This is a genomic window from Pseudolysinimonas sp., assembly GCF_031389465.1.
GTDB lineage: Bacteria > Actinomycetota > Actinomycetes > Actinomycetales > Microbacteriaceae > Pseudolysinimonas_A.
In genome coordinates, this window is the sequence record NZ_JANMSQ010000097.1 from 1 (window position 1) to 20,936 (window position 20,936).

Here is a 20,936-nt window from a genome sequence, read left to right on the forward strand (position 1 = left end):
TGCCCGGGTCCGCGGGGAGCAGTACCTGCTCGAGCGTGGCCTGTTCCGGTCGAAGCGCTCCGGCGAGATCGTGGATGACGGGTACCTCGAATTCGGGCTTCCGCAGCGCTGGCGCTACGACATCCTGCGCGCCCTCGACCACTTCCGTCGCGTCGGCGACCCGCCCGACCCGCGGGTGAGCGAGGCGCTCGACCGCGTGGAACAGGCACGGGATGCCGACGGCCGCTGGCCGCTCGTCGAACGTAAGGTGATCAGCCACCGCCACCTCGACGGCGATGTCGGCGACGACCACGCCCTGCGGTGGAACGCCCTGCGTGCGATGCGCGTGCTCAGGTGGGCCGGGCGGCTCTAGCGGTCAGCTGGCGGGCGAGCAGCGCGTCGACTGCCGTGCGTGCGCGGGCGTAGGGTTTCGCGGAGTCGAACAGAAGCGACTGGTCGTTGGCGGCATCCAGCATTGCGCTGATCTCGAAGGCAAGCTGCGTCGGGTCGGTGCCTTCGGCGAGATCTCCGGTGGTGACCGCCCGGGTGATCGCCCCCGCGAGGAACTCGTGCCACCGGCGGAGGTTCGCCGCGACCGCATCTCGAACGGCACCGGGGCGCGAGCGGTACTCGGCGGTCGCGGCGGCGAAGAAGCAACCTCCCGAAAATACGCGGTTCTCGCTGTAGTCGAGCCATGCCTCGATCAGTGCGTGGAGGCGGGGGAGGCCGGCCGGAGCGGTGAGCGCGGGCACGATGACGACGCGCTGGAAGATCTCAGCGGCCGAGGTGACGGCGGCGAGTTGCAGCTCCTCTTTGGAGCCGAACAGCCCCGCGATGCCGCCCTTGCTCATCGACACCGCCGAGGCGAGGCCCCCGATCGACAGACCGTCGAGTCCCGAAACCGTGGCGAGGTCGACGGCGATCGCCATCACGGCCTGGCGAGAGACATCCCCGCGCGCCCGACGTCCATCGGTCACGGTCATGACATCCATCTTCCACCTTGCGTACGATCGTTCGTTCTGATTATATACGAACGATCGTACGGATAGATGGAGAGACCCATGGCCTTCGCCCCCCGCGCCGCTCGCACCACCCTGAAGGTGCTCAGCGTCATCGCCTCGCCGCTCGCCGCCGAACTCGGCTACCGGCTCTGGCGCAACCTCGGCAGGCCCGAGTGCGTGCGCCCGCACGATGCGGAGGTGCACTCCCGCGCGGCGCGCGCCACGCTCGACCTCGCCGGAACCCGCGTCGCGACGTACACCTGGGGTCGTGGCCCTGAGATCGTGCTGCTCGTACACGGTTGGCGCAGCCGCGCGTCGCGCTTCTCAGCGGTTGTCCGCGAACTCGAGTCGCCCAACCGCACCATCGTCGCCTTCGACGCACCCGGCAACGGCGCCTCGTCGGGAACCTTCACGACGGTGCTCGACTACGCCCAGATCATCACCCGGTTGAGCGCCCGGCACGGCGGATTCGACACGATCGTCGCCCACTCGTTTGGCGCGCTCGCGGCCTTCCTCGCCGTGCGCGAGGGGGCTCTCGCCAGCCGGCTCGTGACCGTCGCGGGAGTTCACGACGTCGACGAGATCCTCAACGAGTTCGCGCGTCTGGCTGGTCTCACCGGCCGCGCCCGGGCCGGCCTGCGCTCTCGGATCGAGCGACGCACGTTTCCGCAGGTCGACGACATCTGGCACCGCTTCGTGGCCGAACTCGACCCCGCCGACATCCGCACCCCGCTCCTCGTGGTGCACGACCGGCGCGACCCGGTCGTCGACCCGCAGCAGTCGGAGCTGATTGCCGAAGCGCACAACGGGCCGACCGAGCTGATGCTCACCGAGGGGCTGGGGCACCTGCGCATTCTCAGTGACCCGGAGGTGCTGGGCCAAATCGCGCGTTTCGCCGACGGGGTGCGGGAGCCACTTGTCGCCGATCGGCTCTGAGAGGCTGACCGGGGTCAACCGTAGAGTCCGAGGATGCCCGCATCCCGTTTCGGACTCCTCTGGGGCTTCGTCGGGGTGCTGGCGTTCTCGCTCACCCTGCCGCTGACCCGCATCGCGGTCGGCGGGCTGTCGCCGCTGTTCATCGGGGCGGGCCGGGCCGTCATCGCGGCCATCCTCGCCGCCCTCGTGCTGGGCATCACCCGGCAGCGCCGACCACGCGGGTCGCAGTGGTGGCGGCTGGCGCTCGTCGGGGCGGGGGTGATCGCGGGCTTCCCACTGCTCACCTCGTACGCGCTCACCACGGCGTCCGCGAGCCACGGCGCCGTCGTGATCGCCCTGTTGCCGGCGGCGACCGCGGTGTTCGCCGTCATCCGCGGGCACGAACGGCCACCGCTGCCGTTCTGGATCTTCGCCGCTCTCGGCGCCGTCGCGGCTCTCGTCTTCGCGTCGCTGCAGGCCGACGGATTCGGGCCGCCGGTGTGGACCGACCTGTTGTTCTTCGGCGCCGTCATCGCCGCCGCGCTCGGCTACTCGGAAGGCGCACTCCTCTCGCGGGAGCTCGGCGCGTGGCAGACGATCTCGTGGGCACTCGTGCTCGCCGCCCCGGTGATGACGGTGCTGACGGTGATCTCGTGGGCGCTGCATCCCCCGGATGCCACGCCGGTTGAGTGGGCGTCGTTCGCCTACCTGGCGGTGGTCAGCATGTATGTCGCGTTCTTCGCCTGGTACCGCGGCCTCGCGATCGGACCGGTCGCGAGGGTCAGCCAGGTGCAGCTGGTGCAACCCGTGCTGACGCTCGCCTGGGCGGCGCTGCTGCTCGGCGAGGAGCTCACGCTCCCGCTGCTGCTCGGCGGACTCGTCGTCATCCTCTGTGCCGCGCTCGCCGTGCGGGTGCGGTTGTCCCGCGCCTAGCTGCCGGCGACCCTGAGCGCGGCGGCGAAGTCGCGCGCACGCTGCAGATCGGCTTCGAGTGGGGCGACGACTTTCTCTGCCACGACCTTCTCGATCTCGGCGAGCAGCCGCTTGCGCGCGCGACGTCGCCTGCTGGCCGCCGTGATCGCGCCGAGCACCCCACCGAGAAGACCGAGCAGGATGCCGGCGAGCACGGCGCCGACGATCAGCAGGGTTGGCACCGCCCATCCTTCGACCTGCGGGATCTCGGGTGCGGGCATCCCGATGCGGGGCAGCAGTGCGGCGGCGAGCAGCCAGCCCGCGCCGACGAGACCGGCCAGCACCACGAGCCACTGCAGGATGGCGAAGATCGCCCACCACCACGACCCGCGGGCGGGCAATCGGGTGCGGGCGATCGCGAGGTCGAGGGCTTCGGGCAGCGTCTCGAGGGAGCGTTCGGCATCGGATCGCAGAGTGCCGCGCCAGGTCTCGGTGAGCCCGTCGGCGGCGGTGTCGGCGAACTCGCGCACCGCGATCGACGCCTTGGCCTTCGCGGCGGCGTTCGGCGGCGGCAGGCTCGTGCGGTGTACCGCGGGGTCGCCGCCCGTGCGTTTCGGGCCGAGGCCGAGTCGGGTGAGCGGGTCGGCGCGCAGGCGGGCGATCCACGAAACGACCGGCCACCCGGTCGCCTGTGCGGAGCGTTTGCGGTACGACCCGGCGACGGCACGGGCAACCACGTCGGCTCCCGCCGCGACGCCGATCTCTTCGAGGAGGCGGGATCGGGCCCTGGCGTCAAGGCGGCCGACGACGCCCGGAGACTCGAGCCGGTCGGCGAGCGCGGCGATGTCGGCGGCGAGCCGGGCATCCCGGGCGCTGCGGGTGGCAGCGAGATCGCCGATCGCCTTGCGTAACGCAAGCATGCCGTGCCCGGTGCGGGCGCTCACGGGCAGCACCGTCGCCTTCGGGATGCCGTCGCGGTCGACGATCTGCTTCAGCGACGCCACGACCTTCGGCACGTCGGCGGCGCTCAGCAGGTCGACCTGGTTGAGCACGATGAGCGTGACCTCGGAGTGCCGCGCGTGCGGGGTGATGAACTGCGCGTGCAGCACGTCGTCGGCGTACTTTTGCGGGTCGACCACCCAGACCAACGCGTCGACCTGGGCCGCGAGCCGTTCGGCGATCGCCCGGTTGCCGCTCTCGATCGAGTCGAAGTCGGGCAGATCGAGCAGCACGAGTTGTCGTGCCCGCGGGTCGAGAGGATCTTCCCGCACCACGCGGTCGCGCACCTCGAGCCAGTCGAGCAGGTCGACGGCGCCCTCCGGGTCCCAGGTCACCGCGAGCGCCTCCGAGGTGGTGGGGCGCCGCACGTGGGTGCGCGCGACCTCGGCGCCGACGAGCGCGTTGACGAGGCTCGACTTGCCCGACCCGGTGGCCCCGAACACCCCGACGACGGTGGAACCGGGCGAGAGCTCGCGACGACGACCGGCCCGGGTCAGCACGGCATCCGCTTCGGTGGCGAGCGGTGCCGGGATGTTGTCGCCCCCCGCCGCACGCAGGGTGCGCAGCGCGGTCAGCCGGTCGTCGAGCGAGACGGTCACGAGTCGGATCCCGCGGCCGCCCGCACGTCGTCGAGCAGAGCGCGCGACTCCCGTCGCAGCGACTCGGGGGCGGAGCCGAAGCGCAACGATTCGAGTGCCGCCGTCACGCGTGAACGCTCGGTGTCGAAGAGCTTCTGCATGCGCTCCTGAAGGTCGCGGCGAGCTTCCGCGGCGAGGCGGCGCACGGCATCCTCACCGAACACCGTCTCGAGCAACTTCTGACCGAGCACCGCCGACCCACCCGCGATCAGCAGCTCGCCGCCGGTGAGCCCGCCCGTGGAGGCGAACACCACGATCATCAGAGCGACGGTCATGACGTTGAGCCCTGCGGAGAGCACGCGGGCTTTGATGCGCTTGTTGCCCGCGTTGTCGCGCACGAGTTGCAGCAAGGCGCCCTGCCATTCGCGGATCATCACCGCCGCCGCGTCGGTGAACCCAGGGCTCTGCGCCGCGAGTTCGGGATGCCGTTCGGCGACCGTGCGTCCGGCGGCACTGCGTTGCAGCCCTGCCCAGGTCGCCGCAGCGGCTCGACCCCCTTCGTCGATGATGACGGCGTGCAACCCGCTTTCAATCTGCGTCTCGACGTCGATCACCGGGCTCGGCCGCCCCAGCACCCACGCGGTGACGCTGTCGCGGGTGCGCGAGAACCACGACTCGACCTTGCGGAAGAAGTCGGTGGTTCCGACGAAATCCTGCCAGCGGGCGAGCACCTCACCGCGCAGCAGCGCGCCGTCGCGGGTCGCCTCGTCGACGGCATCCACGGCCGCTTGGTAGTCGGTGGCGGCCAGCGCGTCGACGCCCGCGATCCAGTCGAGTTGTGCCTGCCGGGCGTCGGCGATCGCGCCCACCCGGCGGTCGAGATCTTCGATCGCTCCGCCCAGGGTGCGGGCTGCGATGCGGGTGCGTTCGGCCCGGTCGCCCGCGATCGCTGTCAGCCAGCTTCTCGGCGCTTCGACCGCAGAGGTGGGTAGCATCCCGAGGTCGTCGAGTGGTTGCTCCTCGATCACGAAGACGGGCGCGTCGGCCAGGTTGCGGGCGGCGAGCATCTGGTTGAGGTCGGGCAGCACGTCATCGACCGCTCCCGGCGGCACCCGGTTGAGAATCACTGCCACCGTGAGCGACCGGGCGGCGGCACCGTCGAGCAGCTTCCACGGCACCGCGTCGGCGTACCGGTTGGCGGTCGTGACGAACACCCACAGGTCGGCGGCGGCGAGCAGTTGGGCCGCGAGTGCGCGGTTGTCGTCGGCGACCGAGTCGATGTCGGGCGCGTCGATGATCGCGAGCGACGCCGGCACCCGATCGTGTGCGAGCAGCATGAGTTCGTGGATGCGCGACGCGGCCGGTGAGTCACCGGCCGCCGACGCGGGGGTTCCGGGGCTGCTGATCGTGCCGCGCACCCGAGCGAGGCCGGGAAGGATGCGGTCGGATGCGAACCACCCGGCATCCGCTGGTGCATGCACCAGAATCGGCTGCCGCGTCGTCGGCCTGATCACGCCGACCCGGGACGTGGGGGTTCCGATGAGCGCATTCACGATCGTCGACTTGCCCGACCCCGTCGACCCGCCGACGACCGCGAGCAACGGAGCGTCGAGGTCGGCGAGGCGAGGGCGGATGTAGTCGTCGATCTGCCGCACCGCCGCGGCGGCATTTTCGCGGTGCTCCGCCGCCCCGTCGAGGGGGAGATCGAGCCCCGCGTCGGCGAGGGATGCTCGGAGGCGTTCGAGCGACACGATCGCGGGGGCTCGGGTGTCGGTCACGCCTTTAGCTTGCACCGGATGTCCCAGGGCTGTCCTCCTCCTCGACCCCGCTACGTCGTACTGGTGTAGTTGACCTCGACAGGAAGCGGAACATCAATGCGCTACATGATCCTCATTCACTCGAACGCGACGGCCGAGAGGGCGTGGGAAGAGGGTGAGAAGACCGACCTCGACGCGGCCCACAGCGCCCTGTTCGCCGAGCTGGCGGCAACCGGCGAACTCGTAGACGGCAACGAACTCGACATCGACGACGTCGCCGTCATCGGTCGTCACCACGGCGAGCCGGTCGCGACGCGCGGCCCGTTCACCGAGGGCACCGAGTGGATCGGCGGGTACTACATCGTCGATGTCGCCGATCGCGAGCGGGCCGTCGAGATCGCCGGGCGGCTCGCCGAAAACAAGTACTCGCCGATCGAGATCCGGCGCATCATGCACACGCCGCCCACCGACTGACCCCTCGCCCGCTCAAGGAGAAGCCCATGGAATATCTGCTGTTCATCGTCAGCGACCCCGCTGCACCGCCCTACATCCCCGAAGAAGACAACATCGAGGAGTGGGTCGCCGACGTCGAGAGACGTGGCGTTTCCCGCGTCGGCAACCGGCTGCGGCCCGCCTCCGACGCGACCACCGTCACGGTGCGCGACGGCCAGACGATCCTCACCGATGGCCCATTCGCCGACACCAAGGAATGGATCGCCGGCTTCGACCTCATCGACGTCGAGAACCTCGACGAGGCGATCGAGATTGCAGCGAAGCATCCGATGGCTCGGTTCGGCCGCGTTGAGGTTCGCCCAGTCTGGCCGTTCGAGTGACAGCCGAGGTGAGCCGGATTCTCGCCACGGTGGCGGAATCCGAGCGCCTGCGGATCGTCGCGACGCTGATCCGGCTCACCGGCGACTGGGAGCTCTCCGAGGACTGCTTCCAGGATGCGGTCGCCCGTGCGCTGACCTCCTGGCCGCAACGCGGCATCCCCGACAACCCTGCGGCGTGGCTTACCACCGTCTCAAAGAATCTCGTCATCGACGCGCACCGGCGGGCGTCGACCGAACAGAAGGCCGCGACACGACTCGCGCGTGAGATCGAAATCGACGCCGAAAGAGGGGATGAGATGGATGTGCCGACCACCGATGACGCGTTGGATGACGATCGCCTGCGATTGATCTTCACCTGCTGCCACCCTGCGCTCGCGATGGAGAGCCGCGTCGCGCTCACCCTCCGTACCGTGATGGGGCTGAGCGTCGCCGAGACCGCGCGCGTCTTCCTGGCAACTGAGCAGACCATGCAGAAGCGGTTGGTGCGAGCGCGCGCGAAGATCCGTGCCGCGGGCATCCCCTACCGAGTACCGCCGCCCGAGCTGCTGCCCGAACGCACGAGTGGGGTGCTCGCCGTGCTCTACCTTCTCTTCACCGAGGGGTACTCGTCGGGCAGCGGCGCCGAGCTCGTGCGGACTCCGCTCGCGGATGAGGCGATCCGGCTGACCCGGCTCATGGTCACCCTCATGCACGATTCCCCGCAGCTACCCGAAGTGCTGGGACTGCTCGCGCTCGAGCTGTTCCAGCAGTCCCGCACGGGCACGCGGGTCGACGACGCCGGTGATCTCGTGCTGCTCGAAGACCAGAACCGGAGTCTCTGGGATCATGCCGCCATCGCGGATGGTGTCGCGGTTCTCGAGTCGGCGGAGACCGTTCGGCAACGGCTCGGCGGAGTGGTCGGCAGCTACCAGTTGCAGGCGCAGATCGCCCAACAGCACGCGACGGCGGCGACCGCTGCGGCGACCGACTTCGCTCGGATCGCCGAGCTGTACGGTCGCCTCGCCCGAGTCGCACCCTCACCCGTCGTCGACCTCAACCGTGCCGTCGCGGTCGCGATGGCCGACGGCGCGGATGCCGGCTTGGCGCTGCTCGACGTGTTGGATTACGACGCGCGTCTCGCCAGTTACCACCTCCTCCCCGCGACGCGTGCCGATCTCTTGCGCCGCAGCGGTCGCTTCGCCGAAGCCCTGCCGCACTATCGGCGAGCCCTCGAGCTCGCGCCCTCCGACCCTGAGCGGAGATTCCTCCAGAGGCGGATCGACGAGGTGCGACTCAGCGGGCGATGACTCGGCGAACGAAGTCGCGAGGGCGCATGACGAGTCGCCCGTTCCAGTTCGGCCCGAGGTCGAGCAGATGGTGATCGGAGGTGACCAGGATCAGGGCGTCGACCGCGGCATCCTTAACCAGCGCGGCGATCAGGTTGTCCTCGTGATCGGTGACCCCGTGGTCGCGGGGCTGCGGTTCGATCACCGCGCCGCCGGAGAACTCGCAGATCTCCACGATCGCGGTGACGAATCCCTCGACCGTGGTGTCCGTCTGTCCGGCGGCCCGCATGACTCGAGCGACGTTGCGCAGGACGTGAGGCGAGGCGAACAACCGGAAGCGCGACGCGAACGCGAGGGAGACAGCGTCGGCCGCGGAATTGTCGGTCGTCGGCGGCACATCCGGCAGCAACGGCCAGGAGCCGTCCGCGCCGAGGATGTAGTCGAGATAGACGTTGACGTCGAAAACGACCGACGTCGCGGGGTCGATCACGACGCGGCGGTCTCGCGGATCAGGTCGAGCACTTCGTCGGACGTGTAGACGCGGCCGCCACGCTCGGATCGAGCTTCCTCGCGCAGCGCGTGCAGCCGCTCGAGCCGAAGCCGACCTTGGTAGTCGCGCACAGCGAGCCGCAGAAACTCACTGCGGTTGCCGTGCCCGAAATGCTCGACCACCTCGTCCAGTGCAGGGCGGAGGTCATCGGCGACGGCGATGCCGACAGTCTTTGCAGCCATCTCTTGCTCCGGTTGCTTATGCGTAGTCAACTCTGGCCAGCCTAGCAGGCGAGGTTCGCGCTGCGCCTCGGATGTTCCTCCTGTGGAGAACGACCGCTTCCGATGGCGTCGTGTTCGCACAATGGCGGGATGAGCGCAGCCGTCGACCTCATCACCCACCGGGTGCGCGAGCGGGTGCGCCGGGAGGGCGTCGACCTCGCAGCGAACTCCGACCTCGCCGACCGTTTCGTTCGCGAAGAGCTGCGCAGCTACTCGGAACGCGCGCTCGGAGGTACCGCCCCGCTGATCGCCGACGAGCAGGCTGCCGCCCGCACGATCATCGCCGCCGTCACCGGACTCGGGCCGCTGCAACCGCTCCTCGACGACCCGACGGTAGAAGAGGTGTGGATCAACGCCCCCGACCGCATCTTCATCGCCCGCAACGGCGTCTCGGAGCGCATCCATCTCGACCTCACCGAAGCCGACGTTCGCGATCTCGTCGAACGGATGCTGCGCTCCACCGGTCGCCGCGTCGACCTCAGCAGCCCCTTCGTTGACGCCTCCCTGCCTGACGGGTCGCGGCTGCACGTCGCGATTCCCGACATCACGCGGGCGCATTGGGCGGTCAACATCCGCAAGTTCCGTTCCGGGATGCGCGACCTGGGTGAACTCGTGCGCCTCGGGTCGCTCACCGCGCAGGCCGCCGAGTTTCTGCACGCCGCCGTGTGGGCGGGGCTCAACATCCTCGTATCCGGTGCCACCCAAAGCGGCAAGACGACGATGCTCGGCGCGCTGCTCGCGTCGGCCCGCCCCGAGGAGCGCATCGTCACCGTCGAGGAGACCTTCGAGCTCGCCGTCGCCGCCCCCGACTGGGTCGCGTTGCAGTGTCGCCAGGCCTCGCTCGAGGGAACCGGCGAAGTCAGCCTGCGACGCCTCGTGAAAGAGGCGTTGCGGATGCGCCCCGACCGCCTCGTGGTCGGTGAGGTGCGCGAAGCCGAAGCGCTCGACCTGTTGATCGCGCTCAACTCAGGTCTTCCCGGGATGTGCTCGTTGCACGCCAACTCGGGCGACGACGCGCTACGGAAACTCGCGACCCTCCCGCTGCTCGCCGGCCGCAACATCGACGCGTCGTTCGTCGTGCCGACCGTCGCCTCATCGATCGACCTGGTCGTGCATGCCGAACTCGACCGCACCGGCCACCGACACGTCGTCGAGATCGTCGCCCCGACGGGTCGTGTGGTCGAAGGCGTCGTCGAGTCGACGTGGCTGTTCACGCGCACCGCGAAGGGTCTCGTCGCAACGGGCGCGATGCCCGTGCAGCTCGCAAAGTTCGAGCGCGCGGGCGTCGACCCCGCCGCCTACCTGCGGACGTCGAAGTGACGATCGCGGCCGGGCTGCTGTTCGGGGTGGGCCTGCTGCTGATCGCGTCGCCGTTCCTCTGGCCGCGCACGGCATCCGCCCGCCCGCGCCGCTCACCCCTCGACGGATGGCGCACCCGCCTCGCGCAGGCCGGGCTCGGAACGGTGGCGGTCGGGGTTCCGATCGCGGTGAGCGTGCTCAGCGGGCTTGTCGCCGCTGCGATTGTGCTCGCCATCGCGCCCGTGCCGGCCCTCGCCCTCGGCGCCGCCGGGCTCGGAGCTGCCGTCCCGCTCGCCGTGTTGTCAGCGCGGGCCCGTGCGCTGCGCAAGACGCTGCGCCTCGCCTGGCCCGACCTCGTCGATCACCTGGTCTCGGGCATCCGTGCGGGGTTGCCGCTCGCCGAAGCGGTCGGGGCGCTCGCCGAAGTCGGGCCTGCCGAGACGCGGCTCGCGTTCCGCACCTTCGAGCGTCGCGCCCTCGGCTCGGGCAACCTCGCGTCGGCTCTCGATGGGCTCAAGGTCGACCTCGCCGACCCGATCGCCGACCGCATCGTCGAGACGCTCAAGATGGCGCGCGAGGTCGGCGGCTCGGAGCTACCCGCCGTGCTGCGGGCACTCGCGACCTCGATCCGAGCGGAGACGTCAGTGCGGACCGAAGTCGAGGCACGGCAGTCGTGGGTGCGGGGCGCCGCCCGGCTGGGCGTCGTCGCGCCGTGGGTCGTGTTGCTGCTTCTCGCTTCGCGCCCCGAGGCCGCGACGGCGTACAACAGCCCCGCCGGCCTCGCGCTGCTCGGCGTCGGGCTTGCCGTGACGGTGGTCGCCTACCGGGCGATGATCGCCCTCGGCCGGTTGCCCGAAGAGCGACGGTGGTTCGCGTGACGCTCATCGCCCTCGCGGTGCCGGTCGGCGTCACCCTTGGTCTCGGGCTCTGGACGCTGCTCGGCCTCGTGCCGCGGGTCGGGGCGACGCGCCTCGCCACCCGAGTCGCCCCGTACGTCGCGGACGTGTCGCCCGAAGCCCGCGAGTTCCTCAACCGCCGGCCTGCCGAGCCCCTGCCCTTCGTGGGTGGGTTGCTCGCCCCAGCCGGCCGCCGCATCCGGTCGGCGTTGGTTGCCGTGTTCGGCGGGGACGATTCGGTCGAGCGGCGGCTGCATCAGGCGGGATGGGAGCTCACTGTTGAGGCGCTGCGGGGTCGGCAGTTGCTCGCCGGGGTCGCGGGTGCCGGCGTCGGCATCCTCTTCGCCGTGGCGATCGCGCGCTCGTCGGCCGTGTCGCCGCTGTTGCTCGGGGTGATCGTCGCGGTGTGCGCCGCGATCGGGGTGCTGTTGCCCGACCAGCTGCTGTCGCGCGCGGCCCGATCCCGCCGCGACCGAATCGCCGCCGAACTGCCGACGGTGCTCGAGTTCTTGACGCTCTCACTCTCTGCTGGGGAAGCGGTGCTCGACGCCCTGCGCCGCGTGGCCCGTGCGGGCAACGGCGACCTCGCCCGCGAGATCGCGGTGGTCGTCGCGCAAGTCAACGCCGGGGTGCCTCTCGCCGTGGCGCTCGAGCGGTGTGCCGACGAGATCCAGTTGCCGGCGCTGTCGCGCACCGTCGATCAACTCGTCGGGGCGTTGGATCGCGGCACTCCACTCGTCGACGTGTTGCGTGCTCAGGCGCAGGACTCCAGGGATGACGCGAAGCGGTCTCTGCTCGAGGCGGCAGGCAAGAAAGAGATCGCGATGATGGTGCCGCTGGTCTTCCTCATTCTTCCGGTGACCGTGGCGTTCGCGATCTTCCCGGGCATCCTCGTGCTTCAGCTCGGTTTCTGACTCGCGCGGACCTTCGCACAGGTCGACGATTCGTGCCGACTGGCGGCTGAAGAGGGTGAGCGCGCCAATCGGCACGAATCCCGGGGTCGCTGCCTCACGGGGAGCCTCACACCGGATCAACCGACGGCGTCATCCTCCAGGGCCTTGGGCACCTGAGGCGGGACGCCGAAGAGGGTTTCGACCGCCCGCTCGACATCCTCGAGCTGGCCGGCTGCGGCATGATTCCGGGCGCGTACCGACGGCTCGTGTAGCAGTACCCCCGCGAGGTGTCGCAGCGCGGCCTCGGTGCGTTCGTCGACGCCGTGTCGGGCGCGATGCCGGGCGATCTCGGCCTGCAGCACCTCGTCGACGTGGCGGCGCAGCGCGACGATCGCGGGAGCGGCACGCCGATCCGACTCGAACGCCGCAGCGGCGTTGCCGACGATCCTCTGCACCCCTGCGCCCAGTTCGGGAAGCACCGCGTGCCGGCCGATGAGTTCCAGGTCGAGCAGTTCGACGCCCGGCAGCGACCCGACGGAGGGTTCGACGTTGCGGGGCAACCCGAGGTCGATCACCAGGCGCGCGGCGCCGTCCGGGATGTCGGCGGCCGTCACGACGTAGCGAGCCGTGCAGGTGATCACAACGGCGGCCGATCGAATCGCCTCGCGCAGATCCCGTTCGGCGCCCACCCCGTAGCGCACGGCGAACTGCTGGGCGCGACCGGTCGCCGAGAACACGCGGACGTCGGTGGCCCCGCGGGCGCGGAGGGCCGCCACGGTCGTCGCGGCGTAGCTGCCCGTTCCGACGAGAAGTACGGTGACCTCCGACCAGTCGGGCACCCGGGAGTCGGCCATGTCGAGGGCGACGCGCGCGATCGAGCGGCCGGCAGCGGCGAGATCGCCGTGGGCCCGCGCCTCGCGCGCGGCATGCGCCGACCGCTGGAAGAGCAGCTCGAGCTCGCTCGAGGTCGTGCCCGCTTCCCGGGCCTCGCGCAGCGCGCGCTGCACCTGACCGGCAATCTCTTCTTCGCCGACGACCATCGACTCGAGACCCGAGCTGACGGCGAACAGGTGGCGCACGACATCCTGACCGGTGAGTGCGACGCCGGTCGCCCGCAGCGTTTCGGCATCCTCGCCCGCCCGCAGCGCGAGGGCTTCGATCACTGCTTCGATCGCGAGTTCGGGCCCCGCGGTGAGCGGTTCGTCGAGTTCGAGGTAGGCCTCGAAGCGGTTGCAGGTCGCCAGTACGACGGCGCCCCGCACGAAATCGGACTCGACGATGACATCCGCGGCGGTCGTCGAGGCGACCCGCGAGATACGGTCGAGAACGTCGAACTCGGTATTGCGATGGTTCGCCGTCAGACAGAACAGCACCAGCCGATTCTACCTAGGCTGGACGGGTGCCCCTTCCCGCCGAACATCCGCTTGTCGACGGCCGCACCGTTGGGTCGCCGCTCGTGCAAGCTGCGCGCGGGGAGCGCCCGCCCGTTCGGCCCGTGTGGTTCATGCGACAGGCGGGTCGTTCGCTTCCCGAATACCGGGAGGTGCGTGCTGGCGGCGACATGCTCGAGGCGTGCCTGACCCCGGCGCTCGCCGCCGAGATCACCCTGCAGCCGGTGCGCCGCCACGGGGTCGACGCGGCCGTGTTCTTCAGCGACATCGTCGTGCCGGTGTTGCTCGCCGGGGTCGCGGTGCAGATCGTTCCCGGGCGCGGTCCGGTGTTCGACGAGCCCGTGCGCACGGCGGCGGATGTCGCACGACTGCCCGCACTTGCGCCCGACGCGCTGACCCCGATCGCGGATGCCGTCGCCCTCGTCGTCGCGGAACTCGGCGCCACTCCGCTCATCGGATTCGGCGGAGCCCCCTACACGCTCGCCTCGTACCTCGTCGAGGGCGGGCCGTCGAAGGAGCAGCTGCGCACCCGCGCTCTCATGAACTCCGATCCGGCGACCTGGGCGGCTCTGCTCGACTGGTGCGCCGACGTCACCGGGGCGTTCCTGCGAGCTCAAGTGCTGGCGGGCGCGAGCGTCGTGCAACTCTTCGACTCTTGGGCCGGGTCGCTCTCCCGCGCCGACTACCAGCGCTCCGTGCTGCCGCACTCGCGGCGCGCCCTCGACGCGGTGGCCGACCTCGGCATTCCGCGCATCCACTTCGGGGTCGGCACCGAACACCTGCTCGACCTGCTGCCCGCCGCGGGCGCCGACGTCGTCGGGGTCGACTGGCGGGTTCCGCTCGACGAGGCGGCCCGTCGCCTGCCCGGCGTCGTGCTGCAGGGCAACATCGACCCTGCGCTGCTGTTCGCGCCGGCCGACGTGCTCGACCGCCACGTCACCGACGTGCTGCGTCGCGGCGACGCCGCCCCCGCCCACATCGTGAACCTCGGCCATGGAGTTCCGCCCGACACCGACCCCGCAGTGCTCACCCGCATCGTCGACCTCGTGCATGCCGCGAAAGACCCGCGGGTTGAGTAGCGCGCCGCACAGCGGCTCGCGTATCGAAACCGCACCCGTCACCGTCATCGGCGGAGGAGTCGCCGGTCTCCTCGTCGCCCTGCGCCTCGCCCAGGGCGGGCACCGGGTGACCCTCCTCGAAGCCACCGACCGCGTCGGCGGGCAACTCGCCTCCCAGCGCGTCGCGGGAGTGGAGCTGGATGCCGGCGCCGAGTCGTTCGCGACCCGCGGCACCGCCGTCGTCGCGCTGATCGAGGAGCTCGGGCTCGGCGGTGACATCGTCACTCCGCGACCCGCGCCTGCGTGGCTGCACCGCGCACGCGGCCCCGCCGTACCCCTTCCGGCGGTGGGTCTGCTCGGCATCCCGGCCCACCCGCTCGCGTCCGACGTGGTGCGCGCGATCGGCCTCGCCGGTGCATGGCGTGCCCGAATCGACGCGGTGCTGCCGCGCTCGGTGGGAAGCCGCGCCACGACGCTGGGTGAACTCGTCGCGGCGAGGATGGGCCGCTCGGTGCTCGACGGACTCGTCGCCCCGATCGCCCGGGGGGTCTACTCGCGTGAGCCCGACGACCTCGCTCTCGCGGTCGTGTCGTCGACCCTCCTCGACCGGATGCGTGAGCACGGGTCGCTCGCCGCGGCCGTGCGTGAGCTGCGGGAGGCCGCCCCCGCGGGTTCCCTCGTGGCCGGGCTCCGCGGCGGGATGTTCCGACTCGCTGACGCGCTCGCCGACGCCTGCCGACGCAGTGGCGTCGACATCCAGACCGGGGTGCGCGCCGACACCCTCCTACCCCGTGGCCGCGTCGTTCTCGCCGCCCCCACCCCGGGGACGGATGCCGGCCGCCCGGTGACGGTCGTGACGCTCGTCATGCGCACCCCGCTGCTCGACGGCGCTCCGCGGGGTTCCGGGGTGCTCGTCGCGGCGGGCAGCGCCGTGGATGCCCGCGCCCTCACCCACCTGACCGCGAAGTGGGACTGGGTGGCCGAAGCCTTTGCCGGCGCCCACGCGGTTCGGCTCTCGTACGACGGAGCGCCCGACGACCCGGTCGGCCAGGCGCTGCGCGACGCCTCCACGATCTTCGGCGTCACGCTGCCCGGACCGCTCGACAGCGCGGTGCGCACCTGGCACCGTCCCGCTCCCGAGCCGGGCGACCACGAGCTCACGCGCACGGGCGAGCCGGTCGCCGGATCGGGCCTCGCCGCCGTCGTCGCCCACGCCGAAACCACCGCGGCAGCTATCCTCACCGATTCGCGCCCCACGGCGACCGGGGAGAGGATGGGGGAGTGACCGACCCCGCCTCCGGAGCCGACGAGCCCACATACTTCACCCTGTGGGCGGTTCTCCGGCGCACCCGGGCGACCCCATCCGGCAGAGACGACCTCGCCGCCGCCATCGCCGCGCTGCCGACCGGCGCGACCCTGCGCGGCGTGTACGACGTCTCGGGGCTGCGAGCGGATGCCGACCTCATGCTCTGGCTGACCGGCGACTCCGCCGACGTGCTGCAGAAGGCGCTGCGTCTCTTGCGCCGCACCACGGAACTCGAGGTGCTCGACCCGACCTGGAACGCACTCGGGGTGCACCGCGACGCGGAGTTCACCCGCGACCACCTGCCGGCGTTCGCCCGCGGCCTGCCGCCGAAGACGTGGCTGTGCGTCTACCCGTTCGTGCGGTCCTACGACTGGTACCTGCTGCCCGACGACGAGCGGCGCGCCCTGCTGGCCGAGCACGGTCGCGCGGGTGCCGCCTTCAGGAGCGTGCAGACCAACACCGTCGCATCCTTCGCGCTTGGCGACTACGAGTGGATCCTCGCCCTCGAAGCCGACGACCCGGTCGAGCTCGTCGACCTCATGCGCGCCCTGCGGTCGACGGGCGCCCGGCGGCACGTGCGCGAAGAGGTGCCGTTCTTCACGGGGCGGCTGCTCGACCCCTCCGAGGTCGCCGAGGTGCTGTCGTGAGCACCGAGGCGCCCCCCGCCGGCGCGGTGCTCGGGGCATCCCCCCCCGCTGCCGCCGGACCGGAGCACGTCACCGTTCCCGTCGCCTACGACGCGATCCTGCTGGCCGGCTTCGGTGGACCCGAGGGGCAGGATGACGTCATCCCGTTCCTGCGCAACGTCACGCGCGGCCGCGGCATCCCCGACGAGCGCCTCGAAGAGGTCGCGCACCACTACCGCCATTTCGGCGGCGTGAGCCCGATCAACGATCAGAACCGCGAACTCAAGGCGGCGCTGGATGCCGAGCTCGCCGCTCGCTCCATCGACCTGCCCGTCTACTGGGGCAACCGCAACTGGGACCCCTACCTCGCGGACGCGCTCCAGGCGGCCTATGACGACGGCCACCGCACGCTGTTGACGATCGCGACGAGCGCCTACTCCTCGTTCTCGTCGTGCCGGCAGTACCGCGAAGACATCGCGATCGCCCTCGAGAAGACCGGTCTCGAAGAAGAGGTCACCGTCGACAAGGTGCGGCAGTACTTCGACCATCCCGGATTCGTCGAGCCTTTCGTCGAAGGCGTCGTCGCGGGAGTGCGCGAGCTGCTGCCGCAGGTCGACGGCGACGCGAACGCGATCCGTCTGTTGTTCACGACGCATTCGATCCCGACGGCGGATGCCGAGCGTTCCGGCCCGCGCGATCGTACGTATCGAGAGAACGCCGGCGGCGAAGGCGGAGCGTACGCCGCCCAGCACCTCGCGGTGAGCGAGATCGTCGCGACCGAGGCGGCTCGGTTGTTGAAGGAGCAGGGCCTCGGCCTCGACCGGATCGGCTGGGACCTCGTGTACCAATCCCGCTCCGGCCCGCCGACGCAACCCTGGCTCGAGCCCGACATCAATGACCGCATCGCCGAGTTGCCCGGCGAGGGGGTGCGTGCCGTCGCGATCGTGCCCGTCGGGTTCCTCTCCGACCATATGGAGGTGCTCTGGGATCTCGACACCGAGGCGCTCGAGTCGGCCTCCGAAGCAGGCCTTGCGGCCGTGCGCACGCCGACGCCGGGATCGCATCGGCGATTCGTCGAGGGTCTCGTCGATCTCGTTCTCGAGCGCCGTGACGGGGTCCCGGTCGCCGAACGCCCCGCCCTCACCGAGCTCGGGCCGTGGTTCGACGTCTGCCGAGCGGGCTGCTGCGAGAACATCCGCGCCGGCTTCAAGCCCGCGGCGGCGGGGGTCGCACCATGAGGCTCGGAACCCGCGGAAGCGCCCTCGCGCTCGCCCAGTCGCGCGCGATCGCCGACCAGCTCGGAGCCGAGGTCGTCGTCATCGAGTCCGAGGGCGACCGCTCGTCCGAGTCGCTCGCGCTCATGGGCGGCACCGGCGTGTTCGTGGCCGCCCTGCGCACCGCCCTCGTGAACAACGAGGTGGATGTCGTCATCCATTCGTTCAAAGACCTGCCGACCGGCCCGGCCGAGGGTCTCGCAATCGCCGCGGTGCCGCCGCGTGCCGACGCCCGCGACGCACTCTGCGCCCGCGACGGGTTCACCCTCGAGACCCTTCCCGAGGGCGCGAGGGTCGGCACCGGGTCGCCGCGTCGCCGCGCTCAGCTCGCCGCACGTCGCCCCGACCTCGAGGTCGTCGACATCCGGGGCAACGTCGACACCCGGCTGGCTCGTGTCGGCGCCGACGACCCGGAGCGCGCGCTCGACGCCGTCGTGCTGGCCGTCGCCGGGCTCGACCGGCTGGGTCGCTCCGACGCCATCACTCAGCACCTCGAACTGGCGTGGTGGCCGACCGCCCCCGCGCAGGGAGCCCTCGCCGTCGAGACGCGGGTCGGCGAGACCGGCCTCGCCGCGAAACTCGACCACCCGCCGTCGCGCGTCGCCGCGGAAGCGGAGCGCGGGGTGCTCGCCCGACTCGAGGCCGGCTGCTCGGCGCCGATCGCCGCGACGGCGTTCCTCGAAGACGGGATGATGTTCCTCACGGCGCGGGTCTACGCGCTCGACGGGTCGTCGCAGCTGACCGCCTCGCACGCGCTGTACCTGGACGATTCCCAGGAACCGGCGGCGGAATTGTCGGCTCGCGTCGCCGCCGAGCTTTTGGATTCCGGGGCAGCCGCCCTCGCACCGATCGGCGGTTCCTTGGAATGAGCCACGACCTCCGCAGCATCCGCCCCCGTCGGCTACGCGCGACGCCCGCCTGGCGACGCCTCGCCCGCGAAACCCGGGTCGATCCGACGCAGCTCATCCTGCCGCTGTTCGTGCGGGAAGGCGCGCGCGAGGCGCGACCGATCACGTCGATGCCGGGCGTTGTGCAACACTCGCTCGATTCGCTCAAGGCCGAGATCGCCCGGGCTGCCGCCGCGGGGATAGGCGGCGTCATGCTGTTCGGAGTGCCCGAGCACAAAGATGCGATCGGGTCGGGCGCCACCGATGCCGACGGCATCCTCAACGTCGCGACGCGTATCGCCGTGCAGGAGGCGGGGGATGCCCTCGTCGTGCAGACCGACCTCTGTCTTGACGAGTTCACCGACCACGGGCACTGCGGCGTGCTCGACGCCGAGGGTCGGGTCGACAACGATGCGAGCCTCGAGCGCTACCGCGAGATGGCGCTCGCGCAGGCCGACGCCGGATCCCAGCTGCTCGGGCTCTCCGGAATGATGGACGGTCAGGTCGCCGCCGTGCGCACCGCGCTGGATGCCGCAGGACGGGCCGACGTTCCGCTGCTCGGCTACGCCGCGAAGTACGCCTCCGCGTTCTACGGGCCGTTCCGCGAAGCGGTGGCCTCCTCGCTCGTCGGCGACCGCCGTAGCTACCAGCTCGAACCGGGCAACGCGCGCGAGGGGCTGCGCGAAGCGGCTCTCGACATTGAGGAGGGCGCCGACATCGTGATGGTGAAGCCGGCATCCAGCTACCTAGACGTGCTCGCAGCGACGGCCGCCGTATCCCCGATTCCGGTGTGGGCGTACCAGGTGAGCGGCGAGTACTCGATGCTCGAAGCCGCCGCCGCGGCGGGCTACCTCGACCGCGAGCGCGCGATCGCTGAGTCGCTCGTCTCCATCGTGCGGGCGGGAGCGGATGCCGTGCTCACCTACTACGCGATCGAAGCTGCAGAGAAGGGCTGGGGAGCGTGACGACGAACGCCGGCGCTGCGGCGCGAGCGCGAGCGGTGATCCCGGGCGGGGTGAACTCGCCGGTGCGCGCGTTCGGCTCGGTCGGGGGTACGCCGCTCGCGATCGTCTCGGCCGCGGGCGCGACGGTGACGGATGTCGAGGGCACCGAGTACGTCGACCTGGTCGGGTCGTGGGGTCCGGCGTTGCTCGGGCACGCGCATCCAGCAGTCGTCGCCACCGTGCAGGAAGCTGCGGCACGCGGACTGTCGTTCGGGGCGTCCACGCCCGCCGAGGCCGAACTCGCCGAACTCGTCGTCGAGCGGTTGACCGTCGGTGGGGTCGCCGCGATCGAGCGGCTGCGCCTGGTCTCGACCGGGACCGAAGCCACGATGACCGCGATCCGGGTGGCTCGCGCGGCGACCGGACGCGACCTCATCGTCAAGTTCGCGGGGCACTATCACGGGCACTCCGACGGGCTGCTCGCCGAAGCCGGCTCGGGCCTGGCGACGTTCGCGCTTCCGGGGTCGGCGGGGGTTCCGCCCGAGATCGCCGCGCTCACGCTCGTGCTGTCGTACAACGACCTCGACGCGGTGCGGGCGGCGTTCGCGCAGCATCCGGGGCGCATCGCGGCGGTCATCACCGAAGCAGTCGGGGCGAACGCGGGGGTGCTCGCGCCGTCACCCGACTTCAATCGGGCCCTCACCGACCTCGTTCACGAGCACGGCGCGCTGCTCATCCTCGACGAGGTGCTCACCGGATTCCGGCTCGGGCCGGCGGGGCGCTGGGGGCTCGAAGCCGCGGGGCTTGTCGGCGAGACCGGCTGGCTGCCCGACATCTTCACGTTCGGCAAGGTGATCGGGGGTGGGATGCCGCTCGCCGCGCTCGGTGGACCGGCGGCGATCATGGATCTGCTCGCGCCCGCCGGGCCGGTTTACCAAGCCGGAACGCTCAGCGGCAATCCGCTCGCCGTCGCCGCCGGGCTCGCGACGCTGCGCCACGCGACACCCGAGGTGTACGCCCGCGTCGACGCGGCCGCCGAGGTCGTGGCGTCGGCGGTGCACGAAGCGCTGACCGACGCGGGGGTTGCGCACGTCATCCCGCGCGCGGGCTCACTGTTCTCGGTCGCCTTCCGATCGGATGCCGTGCGCGACTACGCCGACGCGCGCGACCAGGAGGCGTGGCGATATCCGCCGTTCTTCCATGCGATGCGCGAAGCCGGGGTCTCGCTGCCGCCGAGCGTGTTCGAGGCGTGGTTCCTCAGTGCCGCCCACGACGAACCCGCGCTCGACAGCATCCTCAGTGCCCTGCCCGCGGCGGCCTCTGCGGCGGCACAAGCCCAGCCGTCCGCCTAG

General features: G+C 71.1%; 21 protein-coding genes and 1 pseudogene. 16 read left to right on the top strand and 6 right to left on the bottom strand.

Going from position 1 to position 20,936, the window contains the following annotated elements; translation table 11 throughout:
* Window positions 1–352 (top strand): annotated as a pseudogene (locus RMO30_RS03780) (hypothetical protein); the annotation flags it as partial.
* Here RMO30_RS03780 and RMO30_RS03785 read toward each other — a convergent pair.
* Entirely contained in the window at window positions 330–962 is a 633-nt protein-coding gene (locus RMO30_RS03785; RefSeq protein WP_309709712.1) for a TetR/AcrR family transcriptional regulator, read from the bottom strand. The pseudogene RMO30_RS03780 and the gene RMO30_RS03785 overlap by 23 nt on opposite strands.
* A 78-nt stretch (window positions 963–1,040) precedes the next feature.
* On the opposite strand from RMO30_RS03785, the gene RMO30_RS03790 reads away from it, so the two are divergent.
* Together RMO30_RS03790 and RMO30_RS03795 are read left to right on the top strand one after the other, a co-directional pair.
* On the top strand, window positions 1,041–1,916 hold the full coding sequence (locus tag RMO30_RS03790) for an alpha/beta fold hydrolase (RefSeq protein ID WP_309709715.1): 876 nt from the start codon (window positions 1,041–1,043) through the stop codon (window positions 1,914–1,916).
* A gap of 33 nt (window positions 1,917–1,949) precedes the next feature.
* Window positions 1,950–2,828, top strand: a complete 879-nt coding sequence (locus RMO30_RS03795; RefSeq protein WP_309709718.1) for a DMT family transporter — start codon at window positions 1,950–1,952, stop codon at window positions 2,826–2,828.
* Here RMO30_RS03795 and RMO30_RS03800 read toward each other — a convergent pair.
* The gene (locus RMO30_RS03800; RefSeq protein ID WP_309709720.1) at window positions 2,825–4,405 is read right to left on the bottom strand and encodes a GTPase; all 1,581 of its coding nucleotides are present in this window, start codon (window positions 4,403–4,405) and stop codon (window positions 2,825–2,827) included. The two genes, RMO30_RS03795 and RMO30_RS03800, sit on opposite strands and share 4 nt — an antisense overlap.
* Window positions 4,402–6,162, bottom strand: a complete 1,761-nt coding sequence (locus tag RMO30_RS03805) for a dynamin family protein (protein ID WP_309709723.1) — start codon at window positions 6,160–6,162, stop codon at window positions 4,402–4,404. Before RMO30_RS03805 ends, RMO30_RS03800 begins: the two co-directional genes overlap by 4 nt.
* A gap of 96 nt (window positions 6,163–6,258) precedes the next feature.
* Here RMO30_RS03805 and RMO30_RS03810 point away from each other — a divergent pair, with 96 nt between their 5' ends.
* The 3 genes from RMO30_RS03810 to RMO30_RS03820 are packed head-to-tail and all read left to right on the top strand — an operon-like array spanning window position 6,259 to window position 8,260.
* Window positions 6,259–6,615, top strand: a complete 357-nt coding sequence (locus RMO30_RS03810; protein WP_309709725.1) for a YciI family protein — start codon at window positions 6,259–6,261, stop codon at window positions 6,613–6,615.
* Between the two features lie 26 nt (window positions 6,616–6,641).
* Window positions 6,642–6,974 (top strand): YciI family protein, encoded by a 333-nt coding sequence (locus RMO30_RS03815; protein ID WP_309709728.1) that lies wholly within the window; start codon window positions 6,642–6,644, stop codon window positions 6,972–6,974.
* A gap of 29 nt (window positions 6,975–7,003) precedes the next feature.
* The gene (locus tag RMO30_RS03820; RefSeq protein ID WP_309709730.1) at window positions 7,004–8,260 is read left to right on the top strand and encodes a sigma-70 family RNA polymerase sigma factor; all 1,257 of its coding nucleotides are present in this window, start codon (window positions 7,004–7,006) and stop codon (window positions 8,258–8,260) included.
* Here RMO30_RS03820 and RMO30_RS03825 read toward each other — a convergent pair.
* Together RMO30_RS03825 and RMO30_RS03830 are read right to left on the bottom strand one after the other, a co-directional pair.
* Window positions 8,247–8,729, bottom strand: a complete 483-nt coding sequence (locus RMO30_RS03825) for a PIN domain-containing protein (protein WP_309709732.1) — start codon at window positions 8,727–8,729, stop codon at window positions 8,247–8,249. The two genes, RMO30_RS03820 and RMO30_RS03825, sit on opposite strands and share 14 nt — an antisense overlap.
* On the bottom strand, window positions 8,726–8,971 hold the full coding sequence (locus RMO30_RS03830; RefSeq protein ID WP_309709735.1) for a hypothetical protein: 246 nt from the start codon (window positions 8,969–8,971) through the stop codon (window positions 8,726–8,728). The genes RMO30_RS03825 and RMO30_RS03830 overlap by 4 nt, the downstream gene beginning before the upstream one ends.
* Window positions 8,972–9,100: 129 nt before the next feature.
* Here RMO30_RS03830 and RMO30_RS03835 point away from each other — a divergent pair, with 129 nt between their 5' ends.
* From RMO30_RS03835 to RMO30_RS03845, 3 genes are read left to right on the top strand one after another with little or no spacing between them, the layout of a single operon-like run.
* Window positions 9,101–10,330, top strand: a complete 1,230-nt coding sequence (locus RMO30_RS03835) for an ATPase, T2SS/T4P/T4SS family (RefSeq protein WP_309709737.1) — start codon at window positions 9,101–9,103, stop codon at window positions 10,328–10,330.
* On the top strand, window positions 10,327–11,187 hold the full coding sequence (locus RMO30_RS03840) for a type II secretion system F family protein (RefSeq protein WP_309709740.1): 861 nt from the start codon (window positions 10,327–10,329) through the stop codon (window positions 11,185–11,187). Before RMO30_RS03835 ends, RMO30_RS03840 begins: the two co-directional genes overlap by 4 nt.
* Window positions 11,184–12,119: a type II secretion system F family protein gene (locus RMO30_RS03845; RefSeq protein WP_309709742.1), complete on the top strand. Its 936-nt coding sequence runs from the start codon at window positions 11,184–11,186 to the stop codon at window positions 12,117–12,119. Before RMO30_RS03840 ends, RMO30_RS03845 begins: the two co-directional genes overlap by 4 nt.
* 116 nt (window positions 12,120–12,235) lie before the next feature.
* On the opposite strand, the gene RMO30_RS03850 is transcribed toward RMO30_RS03845, so the two are convergent.
* Window positions 12,236–13,471 (bottom strand): glutamyl-tRNA reductase, encoded by a 1,236-nt coding sequence (locus RMO30_RS03850; RefSeq protein ID WP_309709744.1) that lies wholly within the window; start codon window positions 13,469–13,471, stop codon window positions 12,236–12,238.
* 26 nt (window positions 13,472–13,497) lie between these two features.
* Here RMO30_RS03850 and hemE point away from each other — a divergent pair, with 26 nt between their 5' ends.
* The 7 genes from hemE to RMO30_RS03885 are packed head-to-tail and all read left to right on the top strand — an operon-like array spanning window position 13,498 to window position 20,936.
* Complete coding sequence (gene hemE, locus RMO30_RS03855; RefSeq protein WP_309709748.1) at window positions 13,498–14,568, top strand: uroporphyrinogen decarboxylase; 1,071 nt, start codon at window positions 13,498–13,500, stop codon at window positions 14,566–14,568.
* Window positions 14,540–15,832, top strand: a complete 1,293-nt coding sequence (locus RMO30_RS03860; protein WP_309709750.1) for an FAD-dependent oxidoreductase — start codon at window positions 14,540–14,542, stop codon at window positions 15,830–15,832. The genes hemE and RMO30_RS03860 overlap by 29 nt, the downstream gene beginning before the upstream one ends.
* Window positions 15,829–16,500, top strand: a complete 672-nt coding sequence (hemQ, locus tag RMO30_RS03865; protein WP_309709753.1) for a hydrogen peroxide-dependent heme synthase — start codon at window positions 15,829–15,831, stop codon at window positions 16,498–16,500. Before RMO30_RS03860 ends, hemQ begins: the two co-directional genes overlap by 4 nt.
* The gene (locus RMO30_RS03870; protein WP_309709755.1) at window positions 16,497–17,717 is read left to right on the top strand and encodes a ferrochelatase; all 1,221 of its coding nucleotides are present in this window, start codon (window positions 16,497–16,499) and stop codon (window positions 17,715–17,717) included. Before hemQ ends, RMO30_RS03870 begins: the two co-directional genes overlap by 4 nt.
* Window positions 17,714–18,622 carry a hydroxymethylbilane synthase gene (hemC, locus tag RMO30_RS03875; RefSeq protein ID WP_309709758.1) on the top strand — a complete coding sequence of 303 codons (909 nt, stop codon included), beginning with the start codon at window positions 17,714–17,716 and terminating at the stop codon, window positions 18,620–18,622. Before RMO30_RS03870 ends, hemC begins: the two co-directional genes overlap by 4 nt.
* Window positions 18,619–19,605: a porphobilinogen synthase gene (hemB, locus tag RMO30_RS03880; protein ID WP_309709761.1), complete on the top strand. Its 987-nt coding sequence runs from the start codon at window positions 18,619–18,621 to the stop codon at window positions 19,603–19,605. Before hemC ends, hemB begins: the two co-directional genes overlap by 4 nt.
* The gene (locus RMO30_RS03885; protein WP_309709763.1) at window positions 19,602–20,936 is read left to right on the top strand and encodes a glutamate-1-semialdehyde 2,1-aminomutase; all 1,335 of its coding nucleotides are present in this window, start codon (window positions 19,602–19,604) and stop codon (window positions 20,934–20,936) included. Before hemB ends, RMO30_RS03885 begins: the two co-directional genes overlap by 4 nt.

Bases quoted from the DNA above. Each gene is read 5' to 3' on its own strand.
- RMO30_RS03785 (WP_309709712.1), bottom strand. From the start codon at position 962: ATGACCGTGACCGATGGACGTCGGGCGCGCGGGGATGTCTCTCGCCAG.
- RMO30_RS03790 (WP_309709715.1), top strand. From the start codon at position 1,041: ATGGCCTTCGCCCCCCGCGCCGCTCGCACCACCCTGAAGGTGCTCAGC.
- RMO30_RS03795 (WP_309709718.1), top strand. From the start codon at position 1,950: ATGCCCGCATCCCGTTTCGGACTCCTCTGGGGCTTCGTCGGGGTGCTG.
- RMO30_RS03810 (WP_309709725.1), top strand. From the start codon at position 6,259: ATGCGCTACATGATCCTCATTCACTCGAACGCGACGGCCGAGAGGGCG.
- RMO30_RS03815 (WP_309709728.1), top strand. From the start codon at position 6,642: ATGGAATATCTGCTGTTCATCGTCAGCGACCCCGCTGCACCGCCCTAC.
- RMO30_RS03830 (WP_309709735.1), bottom strand. From the start codon at position 8,971: ATGGCTGCAAAGACTGTCGGCATCGCCGTCGCCGATGACCTCCGCCCT.
- RMO30_RS03835 (WP_309709737.1), top strand. From the start codon at position 9,101: ATGAGCGCAGCCGTCGACCTCATCACCCACCGGGTGCGCGAGCGGGTG.
- RMO30_RS03860 (WP_309709750.1), top strand. From the start codon at position 14,540: ATGCCGCGAAAGACCCGCGGGTTGAGTAGCGCGCCGCACAGCGGCTCG.
- hemC (WP_309709758.1), top strand. From the start codon at position 17,714: ATGAGGCTCGGAACCCGCGGAAGCGCCCTCGCGCTCGCCCAGTCGCGC.
- hemB (WP_309709761.1), top strand. From the start codon at position 18,619: ATGAGCCACGACCTCCGCAGCATCCGCCCCCGTCGGCTACGCGCGACG.